This window comes from Natrinema caseinilyticum, assembly GCF_024227435.1.
Lineage (GTDB): Archaea > Halobacteriota > Halobacteria > Halobacteriales > Natrialbaceae > Natrinema > Natrinema caseinilyticum.
In genome coordinates this window covers 1,740,088-1,760,068 of sequence record NZ_CP100445.1, presented here as the reverse complement: position 1 = coordinate 1,760,068, position 19,981 = coordinate 1,740,088, and the positions used below count along the sequence as shown (strand labels likewise).

Genomic DNA, 19,981 nt, shown 5'->3' with positions numbered 1-19,981 from the left:
ATCCGGGACGCCCGCAGCGAAACTCAGCCGTTCGTGTCGGCCCCGCGCGTCCGCGGCGACGAGACGAACCGCCGCTCTATGTCGTCCGGCAGAATCACGTCGATCTCGCCGGCTGACTCGTACTCGTCGATCAGTTCGACCGTCGCCTCGAAGTTGGCCAGTTGCTCGCCCTCGAGCCGGTGGAAGAAGAGCGAGGTGATCCCCCGCATCGACGCCGTGTGTTCGATCGCCGTCCGCGATTGCTCGGCCGTGGGTTCACCGATCCGCGGCGCGAGCGTCGTGTTCGTGACGTAGCCCTGCGCCGGCGGGCCGCCGCCGAAGGCGAGGTCGTGCGTGTTCGCGACGATCTCGAGCGTCGTCCCGTCGTACGCCCCGAACGGGTAGGCGAAGTAGTCCGCGCCGGTATCGAAACCGCGCTCGCGCAGCCACCGCTGACCCCCGCGTATCTCCGCGGCCTGCTCGTCTGCACTGAGTTCGGGAAGGTCCTCGTGACTGACGGTGTGATTGGCGATACACCAGCCCGCGTCGTGGAGCTCGCGGGTTTGGTCGGTCGTCAACTTGGGATCGCCCGCAACCTCGCCGTAGTCGACGTAGCCGGTCGGAACGAACGAGACCGCGGGGTACCCGTGCTCCTCGAGTATCGGCAGCGCCTCGGTGTAGTCCGTGACGTGAGCGTCGTCGAACTGGATCATCACCTTTCCCCGCTCCGGTCGGGGCACGAAGTGGAGGTCGTCGAACCAGACCGTCTCGGTCGCTCCCTCGCCCGTCCAGACGAGCAGGTGGATCGTCTCGACGGCGGTCGGGTCGAACCCGTCCGCGATCTCCTTGACGCCGAAATTGTGCCGCACGAGCGGCAGGCCGCCCTTGATTGCCCTGCGGAAGTCGGCGCCGTTCCCGTCGACGTCGACCAGCCGCAGCCAGGGGACCACGAGACCGTCGGACGCGACGGCGAGTCCCGGCGCGACGGCCGAACAATCGAGCGGCGTCGAAAGCCGCCGTGTGAGCCTGGCGCTCGGCTCTTCGGCCGGGACCTCGAGACGAGCGCTCTGTGACCCGAGAACGGCGCGGTCGCGGTCCGGGGAGAGCGTTCCTGCGACCGCATCCCAGGCGGCTAGCGCTTCGAAATCGTCGACGGTCCCGACCGCCCCGGGATCGGCCCGCGAACCGTCGGTTGCGTCGTTCGTCGCCGGTTCGTCGCTCGGGGAATCGTCGTCTCGAGGACTCGAACTCGTCTCCGTTTCGGTACAGCCCGCAAGCGGCAGCGTCGCCGCGGCCGCGAGATACGTTCGTCGCTGCATCGCCGACGAGATACGTCAACGAACCCTATTGTTACGATCGCGTTACCGTCACCTCTCGCTGACCCTCTCGCATCGCTCGTGGCGGTAGTCGGTTCATACGGCGGAGCTTGATCCGGGACGACGCCGCGGTCGAACGGCGTCGGCCGAACGCGCCGATCGGCCGGGTGAAATCAGTCTTCGTCGCGGGACCCGATAGCCTGTGAGACGTCGACGTCGTCGGGTTCGTCCCGACCGCCGACGACGAGTTCGCCGTCTTCGGTTTCGACGTAGACGTCGTCGGCGAAGCCGCCCTCCGCGTGCGGATGCACGGGGTCCTCGAGTTTTTCGGGCGTCGACGGTGCCTCGGGAACGCCCTCGGGCGGTGCGAATTGGCCGAGGGGCTCGTCGATCGTCACGTCCCAGCGCTCGAAGAACGCTCGATAGCGGTCGTAATGGGCCTCGAGTTCGTCTTCCGGGAACTCCATCATCTCGGTCCAGCCGTGGTTGTAGAAGTCGAAGTTGGCCTGGATGTGGGTGATCTCGCGGGCTTCGGCCTCGGAGTAGTCCTCCTGAAGCGCTCGCAGGTAGCTGTCCATCGTCGCGTCGAAGAGTCCGTCGAGGTGGGCTTTCCGTTCGTCGGCGCGGTCGGGGTCGGCCTTCCCCGCGAAGATTTTCGTATGGAGCGTGACGAGTCCGGAGTTGGCGACCGACCGAATCCCCGGTGTCTCGAGGGCCTTCCGATAGGCGAAGTGTTTCGCGTTCTGGCGGAGTTTCATGGATCCGCCTTTGGTGCAGACACTAAAGAACGATTCGGGCAACGATGGTGGCGGACGCCGAACCGATCGTCGAACGCGTTCGGTGTGACCGATCGCCGCTCCGCCGGGACGGCCCGTCGGAGATGGCGGCACCGGTTGCCCGTTCGAGTCGTATACGCTGACCGACTGGTTCGAATACACGATAGTGAACAGATCCGCCGTTCAGTGTACGATCGTTGGGGTGTTACACCTCGTCTGGCAAAATAGACGAGATAGCAACCCACTTTAACCCGCATTACGAACGTTCGGATATGACTCAGTACGTCATCATCGGTGACGGGATCTCGGGTAGTTCGGCCGCCGAGACCCTCCGGGAGGAAGACCCGGACGCGAAGATTACCGTCATCACCGATGAGGGGGAGCCACTGTATAATCGGATTCTCATCAAGGAACACGCGAAAGGAAAACTCCCCGAAGCCCCCATTTCGATTCACGACGAGGAGTGGTACGAAGAACGCGATGTCGACCTCCTGTTGAACACGCACGTGACGAGCGTCGACACCGCCGAAAAGACCGTCCACACGCACGATAGCGGTGACGTTCCGTACGACAAACTGCTCGTCGCGACCGGTGGAACGCCCACGCAACTCCCCGTCGAGCACAGCGACGCGGACGGGATTCACCATTTCTGGACGTTTCAGGATGCTCGCGGAATCCGCGAACACGCCGAACGCGCCGCCAAAGGCGTCATCGTCGGCGCCGGTCTGCTCGGGATCGACTTCGCCGCGGTCTGTGGTGCACAGGGCATCGAAGCCGAGTACCTGATGCGCGGCGACCGCTGGTGGCGCTACGCGCTCTCGGCCGACGGCGCGGAGATCATGCACGAGGGAATGCGTGACGTCGGCGTCGAACCCGTCTTCGACAGCGGCGTCGACCACTTCGAGACCGACGACGACGGTCGCGTCACCGCCGCGGTCGATCCGAACGGCGACCGGTACGAGTGTGACTTCGCCGGCGTCGCCATCGGCCTGTCGTTCAACACGGAGTACCTCCGGGGAACCGGTCTCGAGGAGGAAAACGGGATCGTCGTCGACGAGTACATGCAGACGAACGTCGACGACGTCTACGCCGCGGGCGACATAACGCGCTTCTACGATGTTCTGCTCGGCGAGCACGCCCAGAACGGGTCCTGGGGTTCGGCCAAGGAGCAGGGCCGGATCGCCGCGATCAACATGGCTGCGGACGACGAAGCTGAGGAATTTCAGTGGGTCTCCTCGTACTCGATTACGCACTTCGACTTCCCGTTTCTCTCCTTCGGTCACCCGACACTGGGCGACGAACACGCCGAACGCCGCTACAGCGACACGGAGTGGCGCCGCGTCGCTTTCAAAGACGGCAAGATAGTCGGCGGCGTCCTCATCGGCGACCTCTCGCCACAGAGTAAGTTCAAACAGCTCATGCGCGACCAGCGCGTCGTCGCCGATCAGGCCGAGGTTCTCATGGAGCAGTCCGTCGATCTCGACGACCTCGCGCCCCAACAGGAGCAGTAACCGCCCCGCAACCGTTTCGACGCGTTCTTTTCGGCCCGGAGACGATCCGCAGCAGTCTCCCTCGAGCGGCAGGACCGGCGTCGGATCAGTGCGATTCTGTTGCCAAACGAAACGTTCGTCCCGGATCGTTCAGCGCCGGTGACAGAACTGTTAAGGAGTACTGTGTTATCTGGTATCAATGTACATGACCGCGAGCGAACTTCGTCGGCGATCGGTGACCGTAGAGCGCGTGGAGTCCGTCACGGCGACCGCGACCGTTCGCCACGTCGACCAGCTCGACTCGGAGACCCTGGCGGCGTTCTACGAGGCCGTTACCGACGACCGACCCGTTTCGCCAGCGGAGACGATCCTCGAGGAGGGCGAGATCATCGTCTTTACCGACTACTATCGCGTCGAACGCGTCTGAGCCGGTCCTCGCCGTCGAACCGACTGAACCGGTTCCGCTCCGTCCGTCTCGTCGTCCATGCCGGCTGCCCGTATCGAAGTCGTTTTCCCGGGTGCGTGCCTTCGGTGACGCATGAACGGCGAAAGCGACATGACCCTGGCATTCGAACTCGAGGCGCTGAAGGAACTCGCCTCGCCCGAGCGCGTCTTCGAGGACGCCAGGGGCTGGACCGAGTACATCGGCGTCGTTTCCGAGAAGCCGACCTACGTGGTGACGAACTTCACGCGAAAGAACCGAATCCGCCAGGACTTCTTCTCCGGTCCCCGCGGCAAAGAAGAGAGCCTCGAGGGCGTCAAAGACCAGTTCGACACCGAGCGCTACGTCTACATCGGTGCGAGCGACGAGGACGAGCAACTGGCCGATGCGGTCGACTGGGAGTATCTCGCCGTCGAAGACGCGGCGGAGGCGGCCGACTGGGTTCTGGCGACGCACGCCGAAGGCGAGGACGAAGACGAGGAACCGGTGCGCGACGACTGGCCCTGAGACCGCTCGGGCGAACGCATGCGATGGAGTCGGCGCCGAAGGGACAGCGACGGTCGGCGAACGCGAAACGGCGTATTTTTCGCCTCTTTCGGGCGACGGCGACGCTCTCTGTAAGCAGCGAGAGAATCCCCGCCCTTTGGCACCGGCTCGAGTTCCGAGCGTTTACAGGCGCTCGCCGATGCGCAGCGCGATCACGACGAGCGATGCCACGGAAGGCAGTCGTGACGAGGCCGTTTTCGTCGTCGTCCGAGGCTGTCGACGTCGATAGCGCGTCCCGGTTTCGTTGCCTTTCGAGTGGCTCGTCGGGCCGTCTCTCGCGGCGATTCCAGACGAGTATCGGTCGACCGACGGCGACGCGATCGTTCGAACCGCGAACCGACTTCCGAGAACGATCCGCTTCGACTCGCGATGGACGAATCCCTCCGATACCGCCGTTCGCGGCCGACGCGCGAGGCCCGTCTCCTTTCGTTTCCGTCGTCTCAAACATATTTGAGTAGGCCCGTTGTCAATATGTCGTAATAATGACAATACTTATTTGCCCTCCCGAGGTAGGGCCTCTATGTCTGTCTCATCGATACCGAATGTTTTGACGGCGTACTGGAGGTTCAAGTATGGCGGCGATTGAACTCGAGGGGTTGACGAAACGATTCGGCGACGTCGTCGCCGTCGATGGACTCGACCTGACCGTCGAGGAAGGCGAAGTCTTCGGCTTCCTCGGCCCCAACGGCGCGGGGAAGTCGACGACGATCGACATCCTCCTGGATTTCATCCGGCCGACCGGTGGGACCGCCACCGTTCTGGGACACGACGCCCAAGCGGACGGGCTGACCGCCAGGAACCGAATCGGCGTTCTTCCCGACGCGTATCACGTCTACGACCGGCTCACCGGCCGTCAACACGTCGAGTTCGCCGTCGAGATGAAAGGCGTCGCCGACGATCCGACCGCGCTGCTCGAGCGTGTTCGGATCGCCGACGCTGCCGATCGGAAAGCGGGCGGCTACTCGAAGGGCATGCGACAGCGGCTCGTGCTGGCGATGGCGCTGGTCGGTGATCCGGACCTCCTCGTCCTCGACGAACCATCGACGGGGTTGGACCCGAACGGTGCCCGCGAGATGCGCGAGATCATCCGCGAAGAGAACGAGCGCGGGACGACGGTCTTCTTCTCGAGTCACATCATGGAGCAGGTCGAGGCGGTCTGCGACCGCGTTGCGATCATCGACAGCGGCCGACTCGTCGCGGTCGATACGATCGACGGGCTTCGGGATTCGAGCGAGACCGGCGAAACCCTGTACGTCTCCGTCTCGGAACTCGATTCAGCCGTCCACGAGCGCGTTCGGCGACTCGAGGGCGTCGCCAGCGCCTCGATCGAGGGGGACAGGCTACGGGTGAGCATCGACGGCGTCTCGAAGTTCGCCGCCCTGGACGCCATCGACGGGGTGTCCCCCGTCCAGGACTTCTCGGTCGTCGAGTCCTCGCTCGAGGACCTGTTCGTCCGCTATACAAATGAGGGTCGGGAGGTCGAGGCATGACCTGGGCCGCCGTCGCGAAGAAGGATTTCCGGGATGCCGTCCAGTCGCGGGCGCTGTGGGCCCTCGTTGCCGTCTTCGTGATCCTCTCGGTGGTTTCCACCTACGCCTACGTCGAGGTCCCCGAACTGCTCGGCTCGCCCACCGGCGCGACCTTCGGCGGCCTGCTGTTCTTCACGATCGGGCTCGTCGGGCTGTTCGTGCCGCTCTCGGCGATCGTCGTCTGCTACAAGTCCCTCGCCGGGGAGCGCGAACTCGGGAGCATCAAGCTGTTGCTCTCCCTCCCGACTACGCGCGGGCGGGTCTTCGCCGGGAAGGTCGTCGGCCGGGCCGCCGTCCTCGTCTTCGGACTCGGCGTCGGGCTCCTCGCCGGCCTCGGCGTCGGCGCCGCACTGCTCGGCGAGATCGATCTCCTCGCGGTCCTGACGTTCGTCCTGATCACGCTGGCATTCGCGGCCGTTTACGCGACGATCGTCGTCGGCATCTCCGCGACGACCGGGTCGACGTCGCGGGCGACGACGCTTTCGCTCGCCTTCTTCGTCGTCTTCGAACTGCTGTGGGACGCGGTCCCGATGGGGATCCTGTACGTCGTCGGCGGACTTTCGCTCCCGTCGACGATGCCCGACTGGCTGTATCCGCTGATGCAGGTCTCGCCCTCCGCGGCGTACTTCTCCGCGATCGTCGCGCTGTTGCCCGACCTCGCGGCGACGGCCGGTGCCGATCCCGCTCAGTCGGGCGCCGGCGTTCAGGCAAGCGCCGCCGCGGCGGAACCGTTCTACTCGCGTCCTGTAATCGGGCTCGTCGTGCTCGGCCTGTGGTTCGTCGTCCCGCTCGTCGTCGGCTTCTATCGGTTCGACGGGGCCGACTTCTGACCGTCGCTCGCCCGTTCGCGTCGCGGTAGTCGACCCGAACCGGAGGTGTCGAGTCGTCGCCCTTATCCCGGCTCCGGTCGAAGCACGCGTCATGGCAGCGCCCCGCGTCCCCGGATCCGGTGGCGGCGACGAACTCGAGCTTCCCTGCGGGGAAACTGTCGATCCCCACGAGATCGACCTCGGGATGCGCGAGTACGGCTGTTCCTGCGGTGATACCCACGCCGTCGTCACCGACGTCCACCCTCCGTCGCGGTTTCTCCCCGAATCGCTCGTGGTCGTCCTCCGGGAGAGCATCGATACCGACGACGATTTCGACGAGTTCGGCACGCCTCATCTGCTCGGCGTCGTCATGGAGGAGTTTCCCGACCAGGTGGCCGTCTACGACGCGAGCGGCGACGGTGCCGTTGGGTACGCGTTGCTCTGGCTCACCGACTTCGATTCCCGGCGACTTCACGAGATCGTCGTCGAACTCGTCGTCGAACTCATGGAACACGCGATCAGCCACGCCGAGGACGACGCCGCGATCACCGAATTCGAGTCACAGATGCTCGAATTCGACGTCTCGGAATTCGTCGATCAGTACCGGCGACGGCGCGATTTCGAGAGCGAGTACGATCAGCCGGTGTAGGTGTAGATCAACGTGTCCACCGCCTCTTCGTCGACCGATCGACGGTGGCCCGTCACCCCCGACGGACGGCCACTGCTGGCGCCGAGCGTGCAGCGATAGCCGTCCTCGAGGACGGGTTGACGGCCGACGCGTGCGAGGACGCGCCACTCGAGGCCGTCACGCCTCGTTTCGACCGGATCGATCACTCCGCGATAGAAAACGCCAGACGCAACCCGCCAGCGTCGCTCTCGTCGACCGCGATCGACCAGCCGTGGGCCTGGACGACTTCGGACACGATCGCCAGCCCGAAGCCGGTCCCGTCCGACGCGGTGCTGTATCCCGATTCGAGAACGTTCTCGCGCTCGTCGACCGGGATTCCGGGACCGTCGTCGGCGATCGCGAACCCGTCGTCCGTGCCCTCGATCGTGACCGCCACGTCATCGCCGGCGTGTTCGAGGGCGTTGCGGAAGACGTTCTCGAAGAGGACGAGCAGACGATCTCCGTCGGCCTCGACCGTCGGCAACGGCTCGTCTCGGACGACTCGGAGGTCCGGATCGACGGTCCGACGGGCCTGGTCGACGATCGTATCGAGGTCGACCGGCTCCGTCGTCGTCAGGCGTTGGCCGGTCCGGGCGAGCGTGAGGAGGTTCTCGATGAGACCGTCCATCCGGTCTAGGGCCCAGCGGATCTCTTCGCAGTAGCGTTCGCCCTCGTCGTCGAGGTGAGGCGCTACGTTCTCCGTGTGACCCATCGCGAGCGTCAGCGGATTCCGGAGGTCGTGGGAGACGGTGCTGGCGAAGGCCTCGAGTCGGTCGTTCTGGCGCTCGAGTTCGGCCGTGCGAGCGGCCAGTTCGTCCTCTCGATTGGCGCGCTGGAGTGCGACCTCGACGTTCGCGACGAGGATCTTCGCGAGTGCGAGCGCCTCCTCGTCGAAGTCGTTCGGCTCGGTCGAGCCGACGATGAACACCCCCGCGTCGCCGATCGGAATGTGTGCCTCGCTTCGGATCGGCGTCTCGGGGTTTCGGACGTTCGGATCGAGGCGAACGTCGCCGTGAGCGATCGCTTCACCGGCCTCGAAGGCGTCCCAGGCGAGTCCGCCGTTGCGTTCGACCGCGGGAACCTCGCCGAGCAACTCCTCCGTTCGATCGGTCACTGCGACGGGAACGAGCTCGTCTTCGGTCTCGTCGTAGAGATGGACGGCATTCATCCGCAACTCGAGAGCGTCGCGTGCGACCCGGCTGGCGACGCGTGCGACGTCCTCCGTTTTCGACGACGCCATCAGTAGTCGCGTTCCGTCGTGAAGTCGGCGGATGCGGCGTTCGCGCTTCTTTCGATCGCTGATGTCCCTGATGACGCCGACGCTGCCGGCCAGATTCCCGTCCTCGTCCACGAGCGGTGCGACGTTGTCCTCCGCCAGAGACGGCTGGCCGTCGACGGGCTCGAAGCTCATTTCGAAGGTTCCCCAGTTTCGACTGTCGTCGTCGACGATGTCGAGCAGCGTCTTCTTTCCCCGTTCGATGTCTTCGTCCGACATGTAATCAGCGGGATCCGAACCGACGAGGTTTTCTCGCGACTCGCCGATCCGGTCCGCCATCGCGTCGTTGACCATCTCGATCGTGCCCTCGGCGTCGAGAACGTACATCGAATCGCCGACCGTTTCGACCAGCGTTCGGTACCGCTCGAGTTCGCGTTCCCGTCGCTTCTGTTTGCTGATGTCCGTATACAGCGCGTACTCGTAGACCTCTCCCTCGAATTCGGTTTCGAATCTCAGGAGCCGGAACTCGCTGCGACCGTCGGCCGTTAGCCGCTCGACCTCCGCGGTGATCGCCTCCCCGTGCCCGTCCGCCTCGGCGAGACACAGCGGCTCCGCGTCGTCCGGAACGAGGAAGTCCTCGAGCGAGCTCTCGGCGATATCCGACCGGTCGTACCCGAAGGTCGCCTCGAATGCGTCGTTGACGTCCACGATCTCCGTGGGTTCGGCCCGGCGTCTCACCACGATCGGATCGGGGCTGAGCTCGAACACCGCGGCGAAGTGGTCGCGTTCGGCCCGAGGGGGCGGTCGCTCGCGAGTCCGCGGGGACCGGTCGGTGGCGTCGGTTTCGCCGGCCCCTCCCGCAGCGTCGACGACCGTCCCGATCTGGGCGAGCAACCGTTCGATCGAATCCTCGGCTTCTCGCGGGACGTATCCCGCGAGGCCGGCCGTAATCGCATCGCTGGCGAGCGTCTCGTCGCCGTCGGCGGTGTAGAGGACGAACGGAACGTCTGCGTCTCCGTCGTCCCGAAGTCGTTCGCACAGCGACAGCGCATCCGTTTCCTCGAACCGGTATTCGGTGACGACGCACGCGCACTCGGGTGCGTCGGCGAGCGCGGTTCGGAGCTCGGACGGTGTCGCGACGGGTTCGACCGAGATATCGGCGGCCGACTCGAGTCCGTCGGCGGTCCGACGCCGAGCCGTGGGATCGGGATCGAGGTAGAGAACGCGGTGTGGGTGGTGGAAATCGGTGGTGCCGAACGCAGCCATCTAGTCGACTCGGAGAGTGGGTGCGAGGTGACATAAGAGATACGGCCACCGATGGCGGCTATATCCGTTCACAATCCGCCACACTGGTGATACGTCACGTACGGGTGTGTCTCACACACGGTCGGGAGAGACCGGTCGCACGCGCTCGAAACGGGCGTCGATTCCGTGAACCGCCCACCGCTCGAGTTCGAATTTCGAAAAGCCATTTCGAGATTCGTACTATATCGTGGGGCTTATTACGATGTGCGAACTCCAGTTCGACAAGACAGATGAGTACGGACACCGCCGCAGACGGCGAGACGGGGGACGGACGCACGATCCTGTTGATCGGAAGCGGGCCGATCCAGATCGGACAGGCCGCCGAATTCGACTACTCGGGGGCGCAGGCCTGCCGGGCACTTCAGGAGGAAGGTGCTCGAGTCGTCCTCGTGAACTCGAACCCGGCGACGATCATGACCGATCCGGAGATGGCCGATCGCGTGTACATCGAGCCGATCACGACGGACGCCATCGCCGAGATCATTCGCGAGGAAAACCCGGACGGCGTCATCGCCGGCCTGGGGGGCCAGACCGGGCTCAACGTTACCGCGGAGCTCGCAGAAGAGGGCGTCCTCGACGAGTACGACGTCGAGATCATGGGAACGCCGCTCGACACGATCTACGCGACGGAAGACCGCGACCTCTTTCGCCAGCGTATGGAGAAGATCGGTCAGCCGGTGCCGAAGTCGACCACCATCGCGCTCGACGACGACGAATCGGTTTCGGAACTGACCGAAGCCGACCTCGTCGACCGCGTCGAGGCTGCCGTCGACGAGGTCGGCGGCCTCCCGGTCATCGCTCGAACGACGTACACGCTCGGCGGTTCCGGGTCCGGCGTCGTCGAAGAGATGGACGAACTCATCGAACGCGTCCGCAAGGGACTGCGCCTCTCCCGGAACAGCGAGGTCCTGATCACCGAATCGATCGCCGGCTGGGTCGAGTACGAGTACGAGGTGATGCGCGACGCGGACGACTCGTGTATCATCATCTGTAACATGGAGAACATCGACCCGATGGGCATCCACACCGGCGAGTCCACCGTCGTCACGCCCTCCCAGATCGTTCCCGACGAGGGCCACCAGGAGATGCGCACCGCCGCGCTCGACGTCATCCGCGAACTCGGCATTCAGGGCGGCTGTAACATCCAGTTCGCCTGGCACGACGACGGCACCCCCGGCGGCGAGTACCGCGTCGTCGAGGTCAACCCGCGCGTCTCGCGTTCCTCCGCGCTCGCCTCCAAGGCGACCGGCTACCCGATCGCTCGCGTGACCGCGAAGGTCGCACTCGGCAAGCGCCTCCACGAGATCGAAAACGAAATTACGGGCGAGACCACGGCCGCGTTCGAACCCGCGATCGACTACGTCGTCACCAAGGTCCCCCGGTGGCCCAAGGACAAGTTCGACGACGTCGATTTCGAACTGACGACGGCGATGAAATCGACCGGCGAGGCGATGGCGATCGGCCGGACGTTCGAGGAATCGCTGCTCAAAGCCCTCCGATCGTCCGAGTACGAACCCGACGTCGACTGGGCCGAGGTCTCGGACGAGGAACTCGAGGAGCGCTACCTCGAGCGCCCGTCCCCGGACCGTCCCTACGCGATGTTCGAAGCGTTCGAACGCGGCTACACCGTCGCGGAGGTCCAGGAGCGAACGGGCATCTTCGAGTGGTACACCGAGCGCTACAAGAACGTCGCCGATTCGACGCTCGCCGCACAGGAGGGCGACTTCACGGAGGCGGCGATCACCGGTCACACCAACGCGACGATCGCGTCCGCGGCCGGCGCGGACGTCGGAACGGTCGAACAGGAAGTGCCCGGTCGCACGTACAAACAGGTCGATACCTGCGCCGGCGAGTTCAAAGCCGAGACGCCGTATTACTACTCGTCGCGCAAGAACGAATTCGAGTCGGGGCCGCTGCTCGGCGAGGCCGCCTCGGGCGAACTCGAGGTCGACCGGGATATAGAGAGCGTGATCGTCGTCGGCGGCGGCCCGATCCGTATCGGGCAGGGCGTCGAGTTCGACTACTGCTCGGTTCACGCGGTTCGTGCACTGCGCGAGCTGGGAATCGACGCCCACGTCGTCAACAACAACCCGGAAACGGTCTCGACGGACTACGACACCTCCGACGGCCTCTTCTTCGAGCCGATCACCGCCGAAGAGGTCGCCGACGTCGCCGAAGCGACCGGCGCGGACGGCGTGATGGTCCAGTTCGGCGGCCAGACCTCGGTCAACATCGGCGAACCGCTCGAGGACGAACTCGAGCGTCGCGGCCTCGACTGTGAGGTCATGGGAACGAGCGTCGAAGCGATGGACTTAGCGGAGGACCGCGACCGCTTCAACGCCCTGATGGACGAACTCGGCATCGCCCAGCCCGACGGCGGGACGGCTTTCTCCAAGGAGGAGGCCCTCGACCTCGCCCACGACATCGGGTATCCCGTCCTCGTGCGTCCCTCCTACGTGCTCGGCGGCCGCGCGATGGACGTGGTCTACGACGACGACGAACTCGAGACCTACATCGAGGAAGCCGTTCGCGTCAGCCCCGAGAAACCGATCCTCGTCGACGACTTCCTCGAGGACGCGATCGAACTCGACGTCGACGCCGTCTCCGACGGCCGCAACGTATTGATCGGCGGTATCATGGAACACGTCGAGACCGCGGGCGTCCACTCCGGCGACTCCGCCTGCATGATCCCGCCGCGTTCGCTCGATGCGGACACGCTCGAGCGCGTCCGCGAAGTCACCGAGGACATCGCCGAAGCGCTGAAGACGAAGGGGCTGTTGAACGTTCAACTCGCCGTTCGTGACGGCGAGGTATACGTCCTGGAAGCGAACCCGCGCTCTTCGCGCACCGTCCCGTTCGTCTCGAAGGCGACGGGCGTTCCGATCGCCAAACTCGCGGCCAAAGTCATGGCCGGCGAGACGCTCGCGAGTCTCGAGGCCGAAGAGCAACTCCCAGATCACACGTCGATCAAAGAGGTCGTCCTCCCGTTCGACCGCCTGCCTGGGTCGGACCCGCGTCTCGGCCCGGAGATGAAGTCGACGGGCGAAGTGATGGGGACGGCGAGCGAGTTCGGAACCGCCTACTGGAAGGCCCAGCAGGCCGCCGGCAACGCCGTCAGCGAGGGGACCGCGGTCGTCGACCTCGACGTCGACGGCTTCGAGAACCACTTCGACGTGACCGACTTCGACGACGTGCCACAGGCCATTCGCGACGGCGAGATCGACTTCGTCGTCAGCCGGGACCGCGACTCCCTCGAGATGGCGGTCGAAGAAGAGATCCCCTACCTGTCGACCGAAGCCAGCGCCGAGGCCTACGTCGAGGCACTCGACAGCTTCGACGGGACGCTCGAGGTCGCCGCCGTCACCGACCGCCCGAAGGGCGCGGCCGAGTGGGGCCGGTCGGAGTAAACTGACTCGAGCGAAGCGCGACTGATCCGTAACACGGTTCGATCGTCGGTTGCCCATCGTCACAGGGAATTTACGCACGTTCGTAATGGCGAGCGATAAAGTGAGGAATTCGACCGTTTGAGCCCGATATATACGGTGACTAGCGGAATAGGGGTATATTGTAGCTCGCTAGAAAGCTGTAGCGACCATCGGTGTGACTGCTGCTTCTATCCACGCTGCAACACCGAGCAACACGATTGCGAATGCGAACTGACGGCCACTCCGCTTCACGGAAGACTTCCTAACTAATCTCTCTTGACGACCTGAAAAGTACCGAATTAGTTCGAACGGCACGCGCAGACCTGCTGCGCCCGCAATCCAAAACGCTGGCAATTCAACGATAGCGTGTGGTACTAAGAGAACGATGGAATATAGAACGTTCTCACTTCCGCTAAGTGCGTATCCGACGACAAAACCGTTGTACAATAGTGTAATCGAAGTACTAACTCCGAAAGTGAACGTACCGAAATAAAGAAGCGTTGCTACCATAGCGTTCGTCGAGAAGAAAAACCAGATCGACCGCTCGCTTCCTGTCGGAGAATCGACCGGTATAACCGGACTCTGCAGTAAGAGACCTACAGCCACTCCGGCAAAAAAGAGGATGATCGATGCGATAAGCGGAGAATCGGGTCTTCTTGTCCGTACCACTGCTACTCCAACTGCCAATACAGTATCGAAGCCGCAGCAACGAACGCGGCCACAACCACTGGGGTTGAAGCGACGAGCACTGTCTGCTCTATTGTAACGTAGTCAGACAGTAGATAGATTGCCGCTGTCGCTAATGCCCCGGCCAATATGACAACGCTTGCAGTGTGGCGTTCGACGTTTTCGCTGTTTATACTCATACAGTGATTTCTCCTTCGAGTACTTATACACCAGCGCCGACTACGAGCCCTGCACCACCAGTGACTGCTCCGGCGAGTGCAAGACCACTTAGCGACGAGGCACCGATTCCTGCCCCGACAACTGCGCCCGTACCAGCAGACGCGCCGCCTGCTGCTGCCCCGCTATTGGTGGCATAGTACGTTACTTCTAAGAGAGCGCTAGTAGCGCCTCCGAATGCCATGCTGACAGCTACGCCGATAATTGCCATCGCCGTCATCGCTGCAACTGTTCTATCCTCGGAGACAGCGGATTTGTTATTGAAGACGTACATCTTTCATCAACTCCAAATAGAAATATAATCGTTCTATATAATAAAAATTTTGGTTAAGCAGTAATGGTTATTTATTTATATTCACTGTGTTGATAATACATGTTACGTGGATGGATAGGAATCTTATCTTTGATCCCCACCGGTTTTTCGATCAAGAGTCGAGAGATCCGCGATTGCTACCACCAGTGCTAACGGTACTTCTCACTGGCATACTGCTAAACATGGCCACAGTTCTGTTGCTTCCCAAGCTGACGCAGACACTTCCATCAGAGAATCAGATGTTTGCTACGGTGATCACGCTGCTTGGCGTCGTCGGATCAATAGCCGGGATTTTTGTACTCTGGTTCATCTATGCTGGGGTTTTCCATACGATATCGGTGTACTTTGATGGCGAAGGCGATTTTCGAACGGTGTTTTTGCTTACCGGATGGGGGTTCTTCCCGTTGGTTTTGAACGGCCTCTTTGCAGCCCTCATGCTCCAGTATACTCTGCAAGGTATAACCGTTCCACAGGACCCTGCACAACTCGATAACTTTATTCGAGGTTTGGAATCTAGGACACCAATCCTGTTCAGTTCCGTGCTTCGTATTCCACTTCTCATTTGGCAAGCAGCAATTTGGACGCTCGCGGTCAAGTATGCAAGAAGCTTGACTATTAAGGAAGCGATAGTGACAGTCAGTTTACCGACCTTGCTTACATTCGCCTATAATCTGTACGAGCTATACGGTGTGGTCTTTGCCTGATGTTTCTCACCGGGATTTGTCAGCTCCGGCCTGCGATGACTGTCATACTGTTATTTCTGTCGTTTGTGTTGCTGCTACAGTGGCAGCAGACGTCTTGCTACTCCACTGGAATGCCGGGGTCGGCGGTATCGTCTCGGCGAGCGCGTCCGTGGCTTTGAGTGATGGCACGATGCCAGCTGACGATTCCTCCTTTCTCGGACTATCCAACTCGGGAGAGGCCGGCCGCACTTGGTACGGAGGCGATCCGAGACCTCCACCGCTCCGATTATAACTATCTTCAATATCTCACGGTCTTATAGTCCCTCGAGCGTTACCCCGGGTCGCGATCAATGTCCGAACAGACCAGACGCGACGTCCTTCGACTCGCGACAGCATCGACGACCGCCGGCGTTCTCACGTTCGGTTCGGCGGCCGCCACCGCGCAATCGAGCGACTCCGAGTGGCGACGGGTCGATTCCCCGACCGGAAAGGCGCTCAACGATGCCGTCGATGCCGCTACAGGTCCCTTCGCGGCCGGTGCCGACGGTAACGTTCTCGCTCGACGGGAGAACGGCTGGCAGAAAGTCGTCGCCTACGGCCCGCAGGCCCGCAGCCGTCGTCTGACCGGAATCGACGCGACCGACGACGGCAAAGCGGTCTGGTTCGTCGGCGGAAGCGGCGTCATCGGCGAGTACAACGTCCAAACGCGAACCCTGACCAACTACTCCGCGCCGAAAGGGAAGACGAGCACCTGGGAGGACTGTGCCGTCCGGGGAACCGCCGGCGAGAACGAGCGGGTCTACTTCGTCAACGGCTCCGGCGAACTGCTCGTCGGCGTCCGACAGGACAGCGGGGCGATGAAATACGAGAAAGTGATCAAGCCCGGCGGCGGGTCGACTATCCCGGCGATCGACTTCAACACTCGAGAGGCCGGTCACGTCTGCAGCACGAGCCAGTTCGTCGCGGAGACGTTCGACGGCGGGAGCACGTGGACGCAGATCGGCATCGACTTCGCGGGCGGTGCGTTTTACGATCTCGCGAGTCGGGGCGCGAAAGACGTGAACGTCGCCGCCGGCGCCGGGATCATCTACCGCTACGACGGCTTTCGCTGGACGCCCCACGTCGTCGACGACGAGCGCCGGGCGATCCGGGCCGTCGACCGCGCGGGGGCCGCGGGGCTCGCAGCAGGCGACGGTGGTGCCGTCTACGAGCGACAGTCCGCGGGTCAGTGGAAACAGTACGAAACCGCGGTGGAAACCAAACTGGACGGCGTCGCGAAAGGATCGACGTACGACGTCGCGGTCGGCGACGGCGGAACGATCCTCGAGCGACCCGTTGGCGAAACCGGCGGTGGCGGCGACGACGGAAACACGACCGACACCGGCGGCAACAGCACGAATTCGACGGACGATACGACTTCGATGCTCGCGATCGAAATCGCCGACGACGAACCGCTGTCGGTCGAGCGGTACCTCGATGGGGAGTGGATCTGAACGCCCGATTCGAACGCTTGCGGCGATCGGCCCAGGGACGTCGGTCACTCGAGTGCGTACCAGTCGAACCGCTCGATCGCGTATCGATAGGAGACGAACGGCGCGATCAGTCCGACGATCAGGACGGTCCAGGCGCCGATCGCGATCGCGCGGGCGGGAACCGTGACCTCGGACAGCGGCGTCAGTGCCGACAGCGACGAGAGTAATCCGGCGATCAGTTCGGGTGCCTCGAGGTAGAGCACCAGACCCGCGACCGCGGGAAGCAAAATCCCGAGCGTGTACACGAGAAAGGCCGTCTTGCTCGGCATTACCGCTTCGCGGTTGTTGGTGACCTTGACGCTGCCAAAGCGGGGGAACGCGGTGCCGATACCCGACGCGAGCGCCGGCGTCGCGACCGCGCCGGCGGTGGTCCCGACGACGAGCGCTGCGGTCCGCTCGAGCGAGAGCGGACTCACGACGCCGAACGCGATCGAGACGACGAGCGCGAGCGGGACGCCGACGAGCGACCCGGCGAGTATGCGGCCGCGAATGGCCTCTCGGCCGGTGAGCGTCGAGGTTACGACGGCGGGAAGGGCCGGCCCCAGATCACCCAGTGGGTTGAGCGTGAACAGGACGCCGGCGGCCCAGATCACGTACAGACAGAACACGACGGCCATAAACGAGGGGATCGTGCCGCTCTCGATGATTTGCTGTGCGAAGCCGACGGCGCCGAAAAGCGGGTAGACGGCGTAGGCCAATCGAATCGGCGCTCGTTTCGTTCGGCGTATCGCCGTCACCGTCACCGTCCGGACGGGACTCGGGACGGCACCCGAAAGGATGCCGGCGAGTCGGTCGGACGACGTTTCCGCGTCGACTTCCTCGTCGTTCGTTCGTGCCGGATCGGAGAACCAGTGGATCCGTGCGGACGGGACTGCGACGGCGACCGCGAGTCCGACGACGAACACAGTGCCGACGATCGTCCCCCCCAGTTCCACCATCGACGGCTCGACGCCGGGGATTCCGAGCAACAGCACGTGGCCGGGCCAGCCAAGCGGGCTCGATTGCAACGTGGTAAACAGCGTCTGGAGTACGGTCTCGACCCCACCGGTCGCGATGACGCCGAAATAGACGAGCCAGAACACGGCGAACAGCAGGGTCCGGTACCGAGCGATTGGTTCGTAGACGGTGATCAGATGGCGGATCCAGATTCCGACGACGAAGCCGACGGGGACGGCCGTCACCAGAACGAGACCGATCAGGACGGGCGCGACGATCACCGGGAGCACCGTTCCCGCGCCGTACGCGAACGCCGACGCGAAGAGAACCGTCACTGGGAGGAACCAGATCGCAAAGAGTGACAGTTCCGTCGCGATGACGCCGACGACGGCGTTTCGGACCGTCGTCGACAGCAGAAGGAACGCCGGCTCGTCGACGTCGGCGACCGTCGTGACCGTCCGCATGACCGTCATGATGACCAGAAAGATCCAGACGACGGCTGTGGCGCCGGTGACGACATCGGTCACCGTCACGGCGGTGTCCGCGGCGATTCCGTTCGCCGCCGCTTCTCCCAGCCGGGGGAGAAAGAGCAGTCCGACGGCCGTGACCGGCCCGAGCATGAACAGGGCGACCACGACCATCATGAGTAGTTTCGTCCGATTACCGGCCATCGCCCGAATCGTGCGTCGGAGCTCCGTTCTGGTAATCGAGGCGGTAGCGTGTCCCGTCATCGTACACCTCCCTTCGAGTGCAAATCGCGGGGAATCGTGGACCTCATACGTACATTCGAGCCGTGGCCCCAGTAAATTGTTTGGATTTCTGTCACGCTATTAGGGGGCCGGAGTCGTTGTGGGAACGCGATTCGGCCTCGATCCCGCTGGTAGGCCGCCGGACGCTCGTACAGATAATCGAAAACGCGGGGGTCTCGCCGAGGAATCGATCGGATCCGGGCAATCGGTGAGAAGCTGGCGCATCTCGACGGTTCCGCCGGACGCACGAGGCGGCGTGGCAGAACGTGTTTCCGGCATCGCCTCATATGACATATCTTTAACTACACCCGAACGAAACGAACCGTATGAGCCCTGTCGATTCCCTCGCCATCGAAACCGACGGATTGACCAAGCGCTACGGCGAGACGACTGCCGTCTCGGATCTGACCATGGACGTCGAGCGCGGTTCCGTCTACGGGTTTCTCGGGCCGAACGGCGCGGGGAAGACGACCACGATGCGGATACTGACGACGTTGACGAAACCGACGTCGGGGACTGCTCGCGTCGCTGGCCACCCGATCACCGACCGCGAGTCCGTCACTCCGCACATCGGATACCTGCCCGAAGATCCGCCCGTCTACGACGAACTCACCGGCCGCGAACAACTCGAGTACGCGGCCGGACTGCGAGACATCCCGGACGAGGAGGCGGCGGCGCGCATCGACTCGATGCTCGACCGATTCGACCTCCTGGCGGACGCGAACAAACGCATCGAAGACTACTCGAAGGGGATGCGTCAGAAGGTCGGCGTCATCCAGGCCGTGTTGCACGAACCCGACGTCGCCTTCCTGGACGAGCCCACGAGCGGCCTCGATCCCCGCGCCGCTCGGACCATGCGGGATACGATCGCAGACCTCGCCGATCGGGAGATGACCATCTTCCTCTCGACACACATCCTCCCCGTGGTCGACGAACTGGCCGACGAGATCGGCGTGTTGCACGACGGAACGCTCGTCGCCGAGGGCGACCCCGAGACGCTCAAGACCCGCGCCGAGACCGGCGACGCGCGCAGCCTCGAAGACGCCTTCCTCGACATCACCCGCGAACCGGGCGAAGGAGGACGTCCCGAACGGCCGGCCGAATCCCGATAACGCGGAGTCCGAGGACGGATTCCTCTGAGACCGCTCGAAAAACGCGCAGACCTCCTCACGCTCGCTCTGTGGCGCTTGTTTGCCGATATTTTTCATTCGATGCAGTCGTATTGCCCGGCCGGAGGTGAGAAACGATGGGACTGAGAGACATCACCGGTCTCGGAAGAGTCGTCACAGACATCGCTGGCATCGGAAGAGCCGTCACCGGTACGGACGGTACTTCTCGGCTCACCAACCGACTCTCGACGATCGA

The 19,981-nt window shown here is 63.4% G+C and carries 18 protein-coding genes; 10 read left to right on the top strand and 8 right to left on the bottom strand.

What is annotated here, in order from left to right:
• Positions 1–23: 23 nt before the first annotated feature.
• Together NJT13_RS08595 and NJT13_RS08590 are read right to left on the bottom strand one after the other, a co-directional pair.
• Entirely contained in the window at positions 24–1,298 is a 1,275-nt protein-coding gene (locus NJT13_RS08595; protein WP_254525143.1) for a polysaccharide deacetylase family protein, read from the bottom strand.
• 170 nt (positions 1,299–1,468) lie between these two features.
• The gene (locus NJT13_RS08590; RefSeq protein ID WP_254525142.1) at positions 1,469–2,053 is read right to left on the bottom strand and encodes a DUF6149 family protein; all 585 of its coding nucleotides are present in this window, start codon (positions 2,051–2,053) and stop codon (positions 1,469–1,471) included.
• A gap of 290 nt (positions 2,054–2,343) precedes the next feature.
• Between NJT13_RS08590 and NJT13_RS08585 the strand changes: the two genes are divergently transcribed.
• The 6 genes from NJT13_RS08585 (at position 2,344) to NJT13_RS08560 (ending at position 7,536) form a co-directional block, all read left to right on the top strand.
• Positions 2,344–3,582 (top strand): NAD(P)/FAD-dependent oxidoreductase, encoded by a 1,239-nt coding sequence (locus tag NJT13_RS08585; protein WP_254525141.1) that lies wholly within the window; start codon positions 2,344–2,346, stop codon positions 3,580–3,582.
• A gap of 178 nt (positions 3,583–3,760) precedes the next feature.
• Positions 3,761–3,988: a DUF7979 domain-containing protein gene (locus tag NJT13_RS08580; RefSeq protein ID WP_254525140.1), complete on the top strand. Its 228-nt coding sequence runs from the start codon at positions 3,761–3,763 to the stop codon at positions 3,986–3,988.
• 111 nt (positions 3,989–4,099) lie between these two features.
• Entirely contained in the window at positions 4,100–4,510 is a 411-nt protein-coding gene (locus NJT13_RS08575; protein WP_254525139.1) for a DUF7124 domain-containing protein, read from the top strand.
• A 611-nt stretch (positions 4,511–5,121) separates the two neighbouring features.
• Positions 5,122–6,039, top strand: coding sequence for an ABC transporter ATP-binding protein (locus NJT13_RS08570; RefSeq protein WP_254525138.1), 918 nt, complete (start codon positions 5,122–5,124; stop codon positions 6,037–6,039).
• Positions 6,036–6,908, top strand: a complete 873-nt coding sequence (locus NJT13_RS08565) for an ABC transporter permease subunit (protein WP_254525137.1) — start codon at positions 6,036–6,038, stop codon at positions 6,906–6,908. Before NJT13_RS08570 ends, NJT13_RS08565 begins: the two co-directional genes overlap by 4 nt.
• Before the next feature lie 91 nt (positions 6,909–6,999).
• The gene (locus tag NJT13_RS08560; RefSeq protein WP_254525136.1) at positions 7,000–7,536 is read left to right on the top strand and encodes a DUF5815 family protein; all 537 of its coding nucleotides are present in this window, start codon (positions 7,000–7,002) and stop codon (positions 7,534–7,536) included.
• On the opposite strand, the gene NJT13_RS08555 is transcribed toward NJT13_RS08560, so the two are convergent.
• A complete protein-coding gene (locus tag NJT13_RS08555; protein WP_254525135.1) occupies positions 7,524–7,721 on the bottom strand; it encodes a hypothetical protein in 198 nt (65 codons plus the stop codon). The two genes, NJT13_RS08560 and NJT13_RS08555, sit on opposite strands and share 13 nt — an antisense overlap.
• Entirely contained in the window at positions 7,718–10,036 is a 2,319-nt protein-coding gene (locus NJT13_RS08550; protein WP_254525134.1) for a hybrid sensor histidine kinase/response regulator, read from the bottom strand. The genes NJT13_RS08555 and NJT13_RS08550 overlap by 4 nt, the downstream gene beginning before the upstream one ends.
• 269 nt (positions 10,037–10,305) lie before the next feature.
• Between NJT13_RS08550 and carB the strand changes: the two genes are divergently transcribed.
• Positions 10,306–13,482, top strand: a complete 3,177-nt coding sequence (carB, locus tag NJT13_RS08545) for a carbamoyl-phosphate synthase large subunit (protein ID WP_254525133.1) — start codon at positions 10,306–10,308, stop codon at positions 13,480–13,482.
• Positions 13,483–13,650: 168 nt separating this feature from the next.
• Here carB and NJT13_RS23455 read toward each other — a convergent pair whose 3' ends face one another.
• From NJT13_RS23455 to NJT13_RS08535, 3 genes are read right to left on the bottom strand one after another with little or no spacing between them, the layout of a single operon-like run.
• Complete coding sequence (locus NJT13_RS23455; RefSeq protein ID WP_425499795.1) at positions 13,651–14,169, bottom strand: stage II sporulation protein M; 519 nt, start codon at positions 14,167–14,169, stop codon at positions 13,651–13,653.
• 2 nt (positions 14,170–14,171) lie between these two features.
• The gene (locus NJT13_RS08540; RefSeq protein WP_254525132.1) at positions 14,172–14,366 is read right to left on the bottom strand and encodes a hypothetical protein; all 195 of its coding nucleotides are present in this window, start codon (positions 14,364–14,366) and stop codon (positions 14,172–14,174) included.
• A gap of 23 nt (positions 14,367–14,389) precedes the next feature.
• Positions 14,390–14,677, bottom strand: a complete 288-nt coding sequence (locus NJT13_RS08535; RefSeq protein WP_254525131.1) for a hypothetical protein — start codon at positions 14,675–14,677, stop codon at positions 14,390–14,392.
• A gap of 110 nt (positions 14,678–14,787) precedes the next feature.
• Between NJT13_RS08535 and NJT13_RS08530 the strand changes: the two genes are divergently transcribed.
• Both NJT13_RS08530 and NJT13_RS08525 read left to right on the top strand, forming a co-directional pair.
• Positions 14,788–15,420 carry a Yip1 family protein gene (locus NJT13_RS08530; protein WP_254525130.1) on the top strand — a complete coding sequence of 211 codons (633 nt, stop codon included), beginning with the start codon at positions 14,788–14,790 and terminating at the stop codon, positions 15,418–15,420.
• A gap of 329 nt (positions 15,421–15,749) precedes the next feature.
• The gene (locus tag NJT13_RS08525) at positions 15,750–16,892 is read left to right on the top strand and encodes a beta propeller repeat protein (RefSeq protein WP_254525129.1); all 1,143 of its coding nucleotides are present in this window, start codon (positions 15,750–15,752) and stop codon (positions 16,890–16,892) included.
• Positions 16,893–16,936: 44 nt separating this feature from the next.
• Here the strand turns inward: NJT13_RS08525 and NJT13_RS08520 are convergent, their stop codons facing one another.
• A complete protein-coding gene (locus tag NJT13_RS08520; RefSeq protein WP_254525128.1) occupies positions 16,937–18,598 on the bottom strand; it encodes a hypothetical protein in 1,662 nt (553 codons plus the stop codon).
• A 344-nt stretch (positions 18,599–18,942) separates the two neighbouring features.
• On the opposite strand from NJT13_RS08520, the gene NJT13_RS08515 reads away from it, so the two are divergent.
• Positions 18,943–19,728 (top strand): ABC transporter ATP-binding protein, encoded by a 786-nt coding sequence (locus NJT13_RS08515; protein WP_254525127.1) that lies wholly within the window; start codon positions 18,943–18,945, stop codon positions 19,726–19,728.
• The last annotated feature ends 253 nt before the right edge of the window (positions 19,729–19,981 follow it).

Coding starts and splice junctions, on each gene's coding strand:
- NJT13_RS08595 (WP_254525143.1), bottom strand. CDS start 1,298: ATGCAGCGACGAACGTATCTCGCGGCCGCGGCGACGCTGCCGCTTGCG.
- NJT13_RS08565 (WP_254525137.1), top strand. CDS start 6,036: ATGACCTGGGCCGCCGTCGCGAAGAAGGATTTCCGGGATGCCGTCCAG.
- NJT13_RS08540 (WP_254525132.1), bottom strand. CDS start 14,366: ATGAGTATAAACAGCGAAAACGTCGAACGCCACACTGCAAGCGTTGTC.
- NJT13_RS08520 (WP_254525128.1), bottom strand. CDS start 18,598: ATGACGGGACACGCTACCGCCTCGATTACCAGAACGGAGCTCCGACGC.
- NJT13_RS08525 (WP_254525129.1), top strand. CDS start 15,750: ATGTCCGAACAGACCAGACGCGACGTCCTTCGACTCGCGACAGCATCG.
- NJT13_RS08580 (WP_254525140.1), top strand. CDS start 3,761: ATGTACATGACCGCGAGCGAACTTCGTCGGCGATCGGTGACCGTAGAG.
- NJT13_RS08590 (WP_254525142.1), bottom strand. CDS start 2,053: ATGAAACTCCGCCAGAACGCGAAACACTTCGCCTATCGGAAGGCCCTC.
- NJT13_RS08560 (WP_254525136.1), top strand. CDS start 7,000: ATGGCAGCGCCCCGCGTCCCCGGATCCGGTGGCGGCGACGAACTCGAG.
- carB (WP_254525133.1), top strand. CDS start 10,306: ATGAGTACGGACACCGCCGCAGACGGCGAGACGGGGGACGGACGCACG.
- NJT13_RS08550 (WP_254525134.1), bottom strand. CDS start 10,036: ATGGCTGCGTTCGGCACCACCGATTTCCACCACCCACACCGCGTTCTC.
- NJT13_RS08515 (WP_254525127.1), top strand. CDS start 18,943: ATGAGCCCTGTCGATTCCCTCGCCATCGAAACCGACGGATTGACCAAG.
- NJT13_RS08530 (WP_254525130.1), top strand. CDS start 14,788: ATGGATAGGAATCTTATCTTTGATCCCCACCGGTTTTTCGATCAAGAG.
- NJT13_RS08575 (WP_254525139.1), top strand. CDS start 4,100: ATGAACGGCGAAAGCGACATGACCCTGGCATTCGAACTCGAGGCGCTG.
- NJT13_RS08570 (WP_254525138.1), top strand. CDS start 5,122: ATGGCGGCGATTGAACTCGAGGGGTTGACGAAACGATTCGGCGACGTC.
- NJT13_RS08535 (WP_254525131.1), bottom strand. CDS start 14,677: ATGTACGTCTTCAATAACAAATCCGCTGTCTCCGAGGATAGAACAGTT.
- NJT13_RS08585 (WP_254525141.1), top strand. CDS start 2,344: ATGACTCAGTACGTCATCATCGGTGACGGGATCTCGGGTAGTTCGGCC.